The organism is Paraburkholderia sp. AV2 (genome assembly GCF_054968425.1).
Genome location: NZ_JBANLK010000037.1, coordinates 1 through 12,587 on the forward strand (window position 1 = coordinate 1; position 12,587 = coordinate 12,587).

11 protein-coding genes and 1 tRNA gene are annotated in these 12,587 nt (G+C 56.2%); all 12 read right to left on the minus strand.

The features are described 5' to 3' along the window. Positions 1-184 precede the first annotated feature (184 nt). Positions 185-1,381: a YagK/YfjJ domain-containing protein gene (locus V8683_RS22465; protein WP_411188329.1), complete on the minus strand. Its 1,197-nt coding sequence runs from the start codon at positions 1,379-1,381 to the stop codon at positions 185-187. A gap of 809 nt (positions 1,382-2,190) precedes the next feature. After that, positions 2,191-3,384, minus strand: a complete 1,194-nt coding sequence (locus tag V8683_RS22470; protein WP_411188328.1) for a hypothetical protein — start codon at positions 3,382-3,384, stop codon at positions 2,191-2,193. Between the two features lie 93 nt (positions 3,385-3,477). Continuing rightward, positions 3,478-4,881: a DUF3987 domain-containing protein gene (locus V8683_RS22475; protein WP_411188327.1), complete on the minus strand. Its 1,404-nt coding sequence runs from the start codon at positions 4,879-4,881 to the stop codon at positions 3,478-3,480. Then, positions 4,878-5,207, minus strand: coding sequence for a hypothetical protein (locus V8683_RS22480; protein ID WP_411188326.1), 330 nt, complete (start codon positions 5,205-5,207; stop codon positions 4,878-4,880). Before V8683_RS22480 ends, V8683_RS22475 begins: the two co-directional genes overlap by 4 nt. Positions 5,208-6,051: 844 nt before the next feature. Beyond that, positions 6,052-6,912, minus strand: coding sequence for a hypothetical protein (locus V8683_RS22485; RefSeq protein WP_411188325.1), 861 nt, complete (start codon positions 6,910-6,912; stop codon positions 6,052-6,054). A gap of 92 nt (positions 6,913-7,004) precedes the next feature. After that, entirely contained in the window at positions 7,005-8,204 is a 1,200-nt protein-coding gene (locus tag V8683_RS22490; RefSeq protein ID WP_411188324.1) for a tyrosine-type recombinase/integrase, read from the minus strand. A 196-nt stretch (positions 8,205-8,400) separates the two neighbouring features. Continuing rightward, positions 8,401-8,476 (minus strand) — tRNA-Thr (locus tag V8683_RS22495). 18 nt (positions 8,477-8,494) lie between these two features. Then, complete coding sequence (locus V8683_RS22500) at positions 8,495-8,974, minus strand: ClpXP protease specificity-enhancing factor (protein ID WP_411188323.1); 480 nt, start codon at positions 8,972-8,974, stop codon at positions 8,495-8,497. 83 nt (positions 8,975-9,057) lie between these two features. Next, positions 9,058-9,669, minus strand: a complete 612-nt coding sequence (locus tag V8683_RS22505; protein WP_027797364.1) for a glutathione S-transferase N-terminal domain-containing protein — start codon at positions 9,667-9,669, stop codon at positions 9,058-9,060. Positions 9,670-9,776: 107 nt separating this feature from the next. Then, positions 9,777-10,562: a cytochrome c1 gene (locus V8683_RS22510; protein ID WP_411188322.1), complete on the minus strand. Its 786-nt coding sequence runs from the start codon at positions 10,560-10,562 to the stop codon at positions 9,777-9,779. Between the two features lie 18 nt (positions 10,563-10,580). After that, entirely contained in the window at positions 10,581-11,966 is a 1,386-nt protein-coding gene (locus tag V8683_RS22515) for a cytochrome b (RefSeq protein ID WP_411188321.1), read from the minus strand. Beyond that, entirely contained in the window at positions 11,966-12,586 is a 621-nt protein-coding gene (petA, locus tag V8683_RS22520) for a ubiquinol-cytochrome c reductase iron-sulfur subunit (RefSeq protein ID WP_027797361.1), read from the minus strand. Before petA ends, V8683_RS22515 begins: the two co-directional genes overlap by 1 nt. Position 12,587: the final 1 nt, after the last annotated feature.

Below are 12,587 nucleotides of genomic sequence, written 5' to 3' on the forward strand. Positions count from 1 at the left end.
AATTCCGGATGATACGACGGACCGGTATTGACGCGTCATCAAAAAGTCTACGCGTATATTCGAAGAAGGTCGTTATACAGTTATCAGCAGCGGCGGCTTCGGATAACCTGACATCAACACGTCGCGCCAGACACGGCGAGTGCCGCAGGTCCGGTCACTGACACCGTGCCCGTTATGGCTCGATTCAATCGGTCCAATCTTCATCAGGCGACACCACATTCCCATCCGCTCCATCAGACGACTCGCCGTCGATCAAATTTTCAGTGGCGTTATTCGCGTCGACATCAACACGAGGACGACCAGCCTTCACCTTCTCCGGCGCCTTTCCCATGCCGAACGTGCGAACGCGCTCCGCGCACTTGATCATGAGGTACTGCTCCGCCTTGGCGAGGTACACGAGATTCCTTCGTAAGGCCTCCCGCCTCTCGGTATCGTTCCAGTTGATCTGTCCGACACCAACGCCGTGACCACGCTCCTTATACTTCCGCTTGAGCCGCTCGGCGTTGCTGTTCCAGTATTCGCCCTTGCCTTCCGTGATGGCATCAACCCAATATTCACCGATCTGCTTCGCGATGAACTCGTCGCGGTTGTGCTCCGCCGAATAGAAGAGAATCACGTGCAGGTGCAATCCCGTGTCTTCCCCCTGCTCGATTGCCCATACATAGTTCCTAATACCTGACATCAGCCGATTGAAGCGCCGTGCAGCGAAGAAGCGGTCGCGGTGCTGCTGGACTGTCTCGTATGTAGTCCCGCAACGGAATTTCGGCTTGTAGCGCAACGTCAGCGAGAGCACCAGCCAGCGAGATCTTCCTGTCTCCTTCGAGAACATCGCCTCCTCCAACACCAGCACGCTCTGCTTATTTTTTTCGGCGTTCACCAGTCTCAGACGCTCACGCTCCGTGAACTCGCGCGACTGACAACGCTCACGAACCCGATCAATCAGCGCATTGAACAGGTCCATACAACGCATGCCATCTGCACCGCACGTGTCACCCGGCTCTCCGAGACAGAACGGATCTGGACTGAGTAGTCTCAATTCCTTGCAGGCATCGTAGAAGACTTCGACGCGTGTCGAGTAGCGGTACATGTCGGAGTATCGCTTCAGCCATTCGTTCATGCGACGGTAGTACTTCTTGCCAAGGTATAGCTCGCGAATCTTGCTAACCTGAGCGTAACGTGTTGTTTCATCAACAAAGCCTCCCTTCCAACGTTTCTCGATGTCCTTTACGAACTTTTCGATACCGAGAAGATATTGTGAGCCATAGCCCTTGTGGATGATCGTCGCTCTCCTTTCTCTGACATTTCCTTCTTCAACGTTTATGCGTTCGTCAAGGCGAGCGATGGTCTCCAGTTCTCCCTGGTCTTCCGTGATCTGGTGCATGATTGCTTCGTAATGTCGTCGCAGAGCATAGCGACAGTGGTGAACAGTCTGCCTCCTATGCTTCGAGTCATCAAAGTAGCTGGAGCGTTACGCAGCAAGCAACGTTAGTAAGCTGGAGACGTTTTTTTTTGCAGATTGATCGATGTCCGATTTCATCGAAGATGGATCTATCATTCTCATCCATCATTCACCCTCTTGTTTACTGCTATAAATTGCTCTGTATTTTTCATATAACAATCCTTCATTATTTCGCATTCCATATGAAGCAAAATTGGATACAGCCCAGAAAACATGATCAACGCATCGACTCACCCCACTGGCGTGAAGAGGACTTACCTATCGTTCGCTTCTGTCATATACATAGATACGCACGCAATTAAGAACCACTGCACGTCTGCGCTGGCGATGAGCTTCCTGAACACGGCATGATCTCAAGAACATGTAGAATTCATGCTCCACAATTCGAAAGCAGGCAACCGAATCCTCTATTCGGCTTCGCGCCACGAATGGTTCGACGAAAATTGCAATCGAAGTCCGTATGTGTTGTCGTACACGTTTTGGAAAACGAGATTCTGCGGGAATTTCAAAAAATTAGTGAAAAAAATTTTGATGAAGTCCGTGCGCTTTCTCGTGAATCTTCTGTGAAATTTTGCACGATAAAGCACTCGCCTGACCGGACGTTCACATCTGCTCCCGGAAAACGTGGGGGTGGCCCCCACCCCAAACCGGAAGATCATTAGCTTAGCAAAATCAATAGGTTAAGTGTTTTGGATGCCGTTTTTGGGCTACACGCCCATGTGGCTACACGATCATTCAGTGCAGCCAACACGCCCCCTGACCGACCGTCGTGCGCCTCGGGTCTTGCGCTCCGGGATGCCAAAATACTCCCCTGCGGGTTCGTTTTCGAGACGCACCAGCGCTCGTCGGCAAGCGAAGTAGCCGAGCGTTTCCCGGAGCTTTTCACGCCCGCAAACGTCATCGGCGCGAACGTCACCATGCACCCACTGCCTGGGGTCGTACAGTCGGCCAATCCAGTCTCCGCGACGATAGGTTCCCCGCCCGTCAGTCGCTATCCGAACCCAGTACGCTCCGATCAGATCCGCGTGATCCTCACTGGCCCCACCCCTCTGGGCCGCTTCACTGTCTATGTCATCAAGCACCTTCTGCAAGGCAGCACTGCTGAACAACAACGTAAGGTGTAACTCATAGCAGCCGTCAACTGTCGGGATGATCGCCCAGACGTACCCCGGTGCGGCGGTAAAGAGGGCTGGCTTGCGTCTCAGGCGATCAAAAAAGAGCGCGCGGGATTTACGGAGCAATTCGAGATCGCGCCGTTGATCGTCCATCGGTACTGCGACCCAACCGGCCGTCGCCTTGACGTGCGACAGACGGAGATGAAGCACCGTCACGCTATCATGCTGGGAGAAGAAATCCTGAAGGTAGGTGTTCAGGTTCGCCACGTTCTCGCAACTCCCCAAGCTCCAGTTGTGAAGCTCGCGCCGCAGTAGCTTTCGGGCATGCATGATCTGCCGAAAACTGGCAACGAAGTCGTTGTAACTTTCCGCAATCGAGGAATCCAAGTACTCAACACTTTGGCATTTTGCGTCTCCCCGGTAGCCGGAGATGTCGCTGCTGAAAAATACCTCCCCCAGTAGTCGCAGATGCGGGGCAAACAGGAATTGATTTGCGTACGGGCCTGACGGATTGAGTATCGTTATATCGGCCATGAGGAATGGAAGCATGGCTGCCAGCTTTCGGGCCGCGCTGTCGAACTGATTCTGCGTGTAAACGAACTTGCGGGGGTCAGAACCAGCATGAAAGGGGGCGGTAGTGGCTTCAAGCGCGAGGCAGACGAATTGCTCAAGCCTTAGCGCCCGAGACATTTCGGGGCCGTCCAGAATCGTGTCCGGATCAATACGAAATGCCAGATGGCGATCGACATGCGTGGCTAGTCCCACGTTGTTCCAGGGAAGAATGGGAGGGATATATTCTGGTGGCGTCATTGCGCTGCTCTGTATAGTGCGATCCGGGTCGGCATAGTCTCGCAAGCTACTCGTCCATCCACCGTGAGGTGAACGGAAGAGCCACTCGTGCGATCAGCCGATGTGGGACAGTTTGCCCCGACAGGCTGACCGAGGTGCGAAAGGATAGGAGTCCAGTTCTAACTTGACGACGCGTCGCCCGTTTTCGGTTCGCGGGATGACGTGGGCCAACCCCTCACCGCAGATCGACGTGATGGCCTCTTTCATTTCGGCCCTGTTCCAACCGAAGTTGGGCGCCAGTTCCTCGATGTCGGATTTCCGCCAACTCACCTCTCGCCATCTGTACTGGCGGTCGTAAAGATAGTCCAGCAGGCGTTGAGCGCGTTGTGCCACCTCAGGTATCGGCTTTGGCGGAAATACCGCCGTAAGCCACTGAGCCCCGAAGAATTCGGCGATCGTCACGGCGCGATCCATCGTGTCGAACGAGACAGTGCCTTCGTAACGCTCGAACACGTGCATGCAGCCAGCAATCCGACGAGCATTTGTGGCCAAGCGTACGGCAAAGACGATCTCGTCTCTCTCGTCCAAAGCGGCGCTTGCCATGTACTGGAAGTGTTCTTGGGCACGCCGCAGTATCTGCTCCGCCTCCGAACTGACCTCGATAAGCGGTAACTGGCTTACTGACATCGTGTTGAGCTTGATGCTCGCGCCCGTGATCAATTCCACGATGCGCTGATCGTAGTCGAGCAAAGCCGATTCCGATTGCGTGGCCCCCGCGCCCTCATGAGACAACTCGTCGGTCTCCATCATCAGCAGGCGGAACAGATAACCCGAAGCGATTGCATCCTGCGCATGCTTGTCGAGCCAAGCACGATGCGCGTCATCCTGCACATTGATGCACGTGACAAAAATTGTGCTGTCCGGGACATGCTCGGCGATGTCGTCCCCGTCGTCGGCACGATCAAACGACGGTATGTTGCTGTCATACAGGTCGCTCAAGTCATGGAATGAACGGCCAAGCTGGCTCCCGAGATAACCACGCCCCTCCGGCATACTGAGCATCGACCAGATGCTACCGCCGCGAATCTTGCGCAACAGAGCGGGAAGCGTCACGTTGTCGAACAGCCAACGCTTTCTCCAGCCTTTCATCGCCTCCTCGACAGGCGCATTGAAGCGGTCATGTGCCTTCGACTTGCCACTCAACCGCGCACCAGCGAACAAGATATGCAAGCCGAGCGGCATCGAATGGCCGTTGCGATCACGAATACGGAAATTGCCCGCAACGGCAAAAGAGACTTTGCCGAGGATGTTGGCGAGGGTGGCACCGTACCCCGCGCCATGGATCGCATGGCACTCATGAGCCGCGCGATACATGCCAGGGGTCAACGCACTGATGGCTCGCTGGACCTTCGGCGGATAATAGCCTGTCGGCAGATGGCTCACCTCCCGCGACACGCAGATGCGATTTTGCGAGGGAACGAAGCCCCTGCCACCGTTGTGGACCGTGGCGTTCATCATGCAACGACCTCTTCATTCCCGCTCTTAGGCATCGAATTTGCAGGTTGGTCAATCGGTTTGTCGTAGTCATTCCCAGAACCGTTCCTGACGACTTGCTCTTTGAGCTCCGCGTACAACAGCTCAGCCTCACGCTTCGTTAAGCACGGGCCCCCGCTTTCGCGAATCAACGTGACAATCGGCGACCATTTCCAGCCATGCGCCAAAGCCTCATCGATCACCGGAACGAACGGATGCAAGCGCGCGGACTTGATCTGCTCGCGCGACTTCTTCAAGCGGATCGCTTGAAGTGCGCCAACCACGTCCGGTGTTCTCTTTTCGGATTTCATACCCTGTCTCTTCATCATGAGCTTCCCTCTCTCAACTAATTTCATATGCAATCCTAAATTTATAGATAGGAAGATTGCCAACCACGTATCTCTCGCTACGAACCTCACGTTGGCAGCAAAGCTTACCTACTAGCCCCGCTCCCCCGTTGCTTTGACCGACCCAGCCAGTTGCATCACACTACAGTCATTACGATGCGAACTCGATCCATAGCGCCTACTTTCGCGAACTGCATGACAGTTGCATTCGACCTCTCGCAACAAACGCCCTCTATCGGGGTAGCGGTCACTTTTCCACCGAATGGCCTCTTCGTTTGACTGTTGATCCGGAATTACATGGCCAAACCTCAATCCATTATTGGAGCCATATCGCCATCCTTCGCCTACTCCTTTTCGGCACTGGATTTTTTGGCTAGATAATTGGCCGTCGCTTCACCCAAGATGCGTGTCGCGTTGCCAATCTTGAATGGCTTTGGGAGGTCACTGCCCTCACGTTTCCACTCCGCATAAGCCCACGACTTCGACTTAGCTATGATTGAACAAAATTGCTTCACACTAAGAACCGGGGGAATTTCATTCAACGTCATACGACACCTTTTATTCATAAGAACTGCAGCAAAGGACCCCGCGAGAGTACTTCGGTAATGCTGCGTTGATTGTCAAGATAGAACGTGGCCAATGAACCACACCTAACCTACCTGCATCGATCTGTGCGGCTCTTCGCGGCACAGATCGATGGACATATGTTAGGAAAGTGACGCCAGTACCGACAGACGTCTGCTAAAAATAAAATTTCGGGCACAAAAAACCCCTCAACTGGAGGGGTTATAGGGTACGATCAGGATGATCACTCTTGGAGTTTGACAGAATGCGGAAATCTGTCCGGTGATTCTTCCAGCCAGCCGCCGATTGTTCTCGCAAGGTTTTCGCACTTCAGCCCGTGGTTTTCGACAAACTGGGAATACTCCCCAGTCAGTTCATCCGCGACCTCATCAACAGCTTGACTGGTGGAATTCCATCCTTCAGGACTCGGACTTTGTAGAAGAAGCTCGGCGACCTTCTTTTTTACCTCTTCATTGCGAGCTGCTTTGCCTCTGCCCCCCGTACGCGCGCGAGCCTCGAATCGCCTCGTTGGGTCAGGAATGAACATCCCTTCGCCCGACCAATAAGTACCCCACTTAACATTGCGCGATGCCTGCTCTAGGTCATTCCTCGCCAATGCTTCGGTTCCCTCAATAACATGGGCAATCGCCAAAATCGGTGCCGCAAAATGAGCGGAATATCCAATGCCAGTGATAGCCTGCTTGAATAATAAACCTCGAAGCTCTAGATCTTCAGTTGAACGGCCTGATCTCATTTCATCTTTAAGTGTGACAACCCAATCTAGCCACGTATCGTTTAGCGAGTTTTTTGAAATATAATTTTCAACTGACGCTTTAATTGCATCTAGCTTGTTCTGCAACTCGTCACTAGACTCAAGAGGGTTAGAACGTGGGCTTGGTAGAACCTGTACATTCCACTTGCCGGCATCCGCCCGAGTATGAACCGTCGTGATTACAAGCGGCTTTTTCTCGTGCTCTCGATACAGCTCAAATTTCAGACTAATCTTAGTCACGCCTTTCTTTTTAAAGAGACGTTTGAGAAGATTCCCCGCTTCCTTGAAGCTCATCTCGACTTTCAGCGCAGAATTAGGTTTTTCGATCTTCACATCTATTCGGCCTCGTTAAATCAACGCCTATCAATATATTTTTCCAATGCCGCATACAAACTACCAAACATCAATACTTCCGCAGCGAATCATCATCCTTCCATACCAGCATTCGCCTTAAGTGTTCCCAAGTAATCAGCCCATTTCTGCATCATAGCCCGACGCTCCTTGATGAATTTTGTGCGGTTATACGCTTTGCCGAGTGCATCGGGAACCGTGTGAGCAAGCTGGTGCTCAATAACTTCTGGTTTTTGTTCCAACTCTTCGTGCAAAATCGTGCGTGCCATCGCCCGAAAGCCGTGACCGGTAATTTCGCTGCGGGTGTCGTAACCCAAGCGCCGAAGAGCAGCATTGATGGCTGCATCGCTCATCGGGCGCTGGGTTGAACGCGCCCCCGGAAATACGTAACGGCCATCTCCGGTCAACGCGTGAAGCTCGCGCAGAATCTGGACCGCTTGAGTTGCAAGCGGAACTAAATGCTCGGTCTTAGTCTTCGTGACAAGGTATCGCCACTCGCTCTTATCCAGATCAAACTGTGTCCATTCAGCTTTGCGTAGTTCCCCGGGCCGCGTGAACAACATGGGGGCGAGCTTAAGCGCACACAGAACCGGAAACGTCCCAGAAAAGCCATCGAAAGCCCGCAGCATCGCGCCTACCTTATCCGGATCAGTGATAGAAGCAAAGTGCGTCGTTTGCGCCGGTGGTATCGCATTGACCAGATCACGAGCCGGGTCATGCTTACAATAGCCTTCCTTGATTCCGTAGCGGAATGCACGGCTAATCTCTCCACGAACCTTGTGAGCCGTAAAACGAGCGCCACGACTATCAATCCGCTTCAGCACCGTCAAGACTTCAGGCGCATCGATTTCGGCCACTGGCCGCTTTCCAATCCACGGAAAGACATCCTTCTCGAAGCGGGCCTTGGTCTTCGCCATCGAGCCAGCCGTAACATACGGTTTGAGTTCCGCCATCCAGCCAAGCGCGACTGCCTCGAAGGAATTGGTCGCTGCGAGGTGAGCCGCCCGCTTATCGGCTTTCTTCGCCTCGCCGGGATCAATACCCACAGCAAGCTTCTTCCGGGCATCGTCACGCTTTTCCCGAGCAACAGCTAACGGCACGTCTGGGTAGACGCCCAAGGCAAGTCGCTTCTCCTTGCCTAGAAAACGGTATTTGAGCCGCCAGTATTTTCCGCCAGACGGCGAAATCTCAAGGTACATGCCGCCGCTATCAGCAAGGCGGTATGGCTTTTCACGGGGAGCGGCTTTGCGAATCGCGATATCAGTCAACGGCATAAGGCATTTACCTTACAGCGCTAGGGGGCACTTTTCCCGGGGGCATTTGCGATATTGCAGAGACTCCCCCGGTGGTGCCCCCACATGCCCCCGGATTCAGGCGGGCACCGTCGGACAACATCGGAATAAAAAAACCCGCTAAGCCTTATGCTATCACGGGTTTCTGGATTTCCGAGGACAACCTCGGATGGGTAATTGGTGCCGGCTGCAGGACTCGAACCCGCCACCTGATGATTACAAATCAACTGCTCTACCAGATGAGCTAAGCCGGCGTAGCCCGCAATTCTACTTCATTTCACGATCTTGAGGTGACCCTTGCCGGCTTTCGCCCCGTCGTCGCCCTTTTCGGGCGCGGCGGCTTCGGGAACATCGACGGGCTCTGCGGGCAACCCGGCCACAGTCCCTTCTTCATGCTCGTCCCGCTCGGAGGGCAGCACGTCACCGGCATCCCCCGCCGCCGCTTCGACCGGGAACGCCATGCCCTGTCCGTTCTCGCGCGCGTAGATCGCGAGCACGTTCGCCACGGGTACCTCGATCTTGTGCGACTTGCCGGAAAACCGGGCATTGAACTCGATCGCCTCGTTGCCCATCTGCAACTGGCTCGTGGCCTCGAAGCTGATGTTCAGCACGATCTCGCCGTCGCGCACGAACTGGCGCGGCACACGCGTCCGGTTATCGACCCGCACCGCGATATGCGGCGTAAAACCGTTATCGGTGCACCACTCGTACAGCGCTCGAAGCAGATACGGCTTCGTGGAAATCTCTTGCATCAACGATCCTTTGCCGGGGCTGCACGCCGCACCGAAAACGCCGCGCACCGCCCCTGATTGCCTGCAGGAAGGTCCGCAGGAACTTAGCGGCGCATCACCTTTTCCGACGGCGTCAGCGCTTCGATATAGGCCGGACGGCTGAAAATACGCTCGGCGTACTTCATCAAAGGCGCCGCATTCTTCGACAGTTCGATGCCGTAGTGATCCAGACGCCACAGCAGCGGCGCGATCGCGACGTCGAGCATCGAAAACTCTTCGCCCAGCATGTACTTGTTCTTCAGGAAGATCGGCGCGAGTTGCGTGAGGCGGTCGCGAATCGCGAGGCGCGCCTTCTCGTGGTTCTTCTCGGCGGCCTTGCCCTTCTCGTTTTCGAGCGTGCTCACGTGCACGAACAGTTCCTTCTCGAAGTTGAGCAGGAACAGGCGCGCGCGGGCGCGCTGTACCGGGTCGGCCGGCATCAGTTGCGGATGCGGAAAGCGTTCGTCGATGTACTCGTTGATGATGTTCGACTCGTACAGGATCAGGTCGCGCTCGACCAGAATCGGCACCTGACCGTAAGGATTCATCACGGCGATGTCTTCCGGTTTGTTGAACAGGTCGACGTCGCGGATTTCGAAGTCCATGCCCTTTTCGAACAACACCAGCCGGCAACGCTGGGAGAACGGGCAGGTAGTGCCGGAGTACAGAACCATCATGATTTACATTTCCTCAATAAACCCAAAAGGCCAGCGGGCGATCACTCCGTCAGACGGCTTCCAGACGGTTTGCTCGCGGCGCCGGCCCCACGTCGGTCAGGACGTGACTATTTGATATCTTTCCAGTACGCGGCGTTCAGCCGCCAGGCAAAAAAGCTCAGAATGCCAAGGAACAGCAGTACCCACACGCCAAGCTGCTTGCGGGTCTTCTGTTCCGGTTCCGCCATCCAGTCCAGGTACGCCACCAGATCGCCCACGGCGGCATCATAATCCACCGGCGAGAGCTTCCCGGGCGTAACCTGATCGTACCCCGCAAAGCGGTGCGTCTTTTCCCCGCTTTCCAGGTCCGTCACGTCCTCGAACTTCGCGTTGCGTATGCCCTGCAGTTGCCAGAGCACATTCGGCATGCTCACGTTCGGATACACGAGGTTGTTCCAGCCCGTCGGCCGCGTGTCGTCGCGGTAAAAGCTGCGCAGGTACGTGTACAGCCAGTCTCGTCCGCGCGCGCGCGCCTCCACGGAGAGGTCCGGCGGCGCCACGCCGAACCACGATTTCGCGTCGTCCGGCCGCATGGCGATCGACATCGTGTTGCCGACCTTGTCGGTCGTGAACAGGAGATTGTCCTCGATCTGCTTCTGCGGAATGCCGATTTCCTGCAATGCGCTGTAGCGCATCAGATTCGCACTGTGGCAGTTCAGGCAGTAGTTTACAAACAATTGCGCGCCATGTTGCAGCGAGGCAAGATTTTCGCTGTTATCGGGCGCGCGGTCGAGCGGAATGTTTTCCTGGGCTCGCACCGGCCCCGTGGCAAGCGCGCAGACCAGCGCCAGCGCGGCCACGCCGAACCCGGCGCCCGCCCGCGTGAGCGCCGCATAGAGGGATTTTGTCGTCATGTTTTCCTCGCTCACGGGTTAATGGGGCTTGAACCGCACGCGCTCGGGCGGCTGCTTGAACGTGCCAAGCGGCGTCCAGACCGGCATGCCGAGGAAAAACGCGAAGTAGACGAGCGCGCAAACCTGGGCGATCAGCGTCGCCGCTGGCGATGGTGGTTTTGTCCCCAAAAATGCCAGCGTCAGGAAGGCGATAACGAAAATCCCGAGGAAAACCTTGTGGAATGTCGGCCGGTAGCGGATCGACTTCACTGGCGCCCGGTCGAGCCACGGCAGGAAGAACAGCGAAATCACCGCCGATCCCATCACCACCACGCCCCAGAACTTCGACTCGGTGAAATACATCGCGAGGATCACGAGGATGGCCAGCACGGGCAGCCCCACGCGCCATTTGCCGCGCGCCCGCACGAGCGAGAGCAGTCCGAGCAGCGCGATCACGATCATCAGCACGATCTTGAAGGGGTCGGTGGTGGCGCGCAGCATCGCGTAGAACGCCGTGAAGTACCACACCGGCGCGATTTCGGGCGGCGTCTGCAGCGGGTTGGCCGGGATGAAGTTGTTCGCTTCGAGGAAGTAGCCGCCCATTTCCGGCGCGAAGAACACGATCGCCGCGAAGATCATCAGGAAGATGCACACGCCCATGAAGTCGTGCACGGAGTAATACGGATGGAACGGAATGCCGTCGAGCGGAATGCCGTCCGCGTCCTTTTTCTCCTTGATCTCGATGCCATCGGGGTTGTTCGACCCCACTTCGTGCAGCGCGACGATATGCGCGACGACGAGGCCGATCAGCACGAGCGGAATCGCGATCACATGGAACGCAAAGAAGCGGTTGAGCGTGATGTCCGAAACGACATAGTCGCCGCGGATCCACAACGAAAGGTCCGGGCCGATAAACGGAATCGCCGAAAACAGGTTCACGATCACCTGCGCGCCCCAGAACGACATCTGGCCCCAAGGGAGCAGATAGCCGAAGAAGGCTTCGGCCATCAGACACAGGAAGATCGCACAGCCGAAAATCCAGACGAGTTCGCGCGGCTTGCGGTAAGAACCGTACAGAAGCCCGCGGAACATGTGCAGATAAACGACCACGAAGAACATCGAGGCGCCCGTGGAATGCATGTAGCGGATGAGCCAGCCCCACGGCACCTCGCGCATGATGTACTCGACCGACGCGAACGCGAGCGTCGAATCGGGCTTGTAGTTCATGGTGAGGAAAATGCCGGTGACGATCTGGTTCACCAGAACGAGCAAGGCCAGCGAGCCGAAGAAGTACCAGAAGTTGAAGTTCTTCGGCGCGTAGTACTCGGACACATGCGCGCGCCACGTCGCGGTGAGCGGGAAGCGCCTGTCGATCCAGCCGAGGAGGCCCGTCGTCTCCACCTTGTTGTCGGTTCCCGTCGCCATCACGCTTCTCCTTGTTCGTCCTTGCCGATCACGATCTGCGTCGGGGACGTGAACATGTACCGGGGGATGTCAAGGTTCTGCGGCGCGGGCTTGTTCTTGAACACGCGCCCGGCCAGATCGTAGGTGGAGCCGTGGCACGGGCACAGGAAGCCGCCGGGCCAGTCGTCGGGCAAATTGGGCTGCGGGCCCTCCTGGAAGCGCGGCGTCGGCGTGCAGCCCAGGTGGGTGCAGACGGCAACCGCCACGAGAATGTTCTTGTGCTCGGGACGCGAGCGGTATTCGTTCTTGCAGTATTCCGGCATCGGCATGGAGAACGGATGCTCGGAGTTCGGATCCGCCAGCTCGGGATCGGCCTTCACGACATCGGCCATCATGCGGTCGGTGCGGTTCAGGATCCAGACCGGCTTGCCGCGCCAGGCCACCGTCATCATGCTGCCGGGCTCGAGGCCGGTGATGTCGACTTCGACGGGCGCGCCGGCGGCGCGGGCCTTTTCGGATGGTGCAAACGAAGCTACGAACGGTACGACGGTGGCGACGCCTCCTATGCCACCTGCTACGGACGTCGCAATCAGCCAGGTTCGGCGGCTGCCATCGACGCGGTCATTTTCATTGTCTCGCATC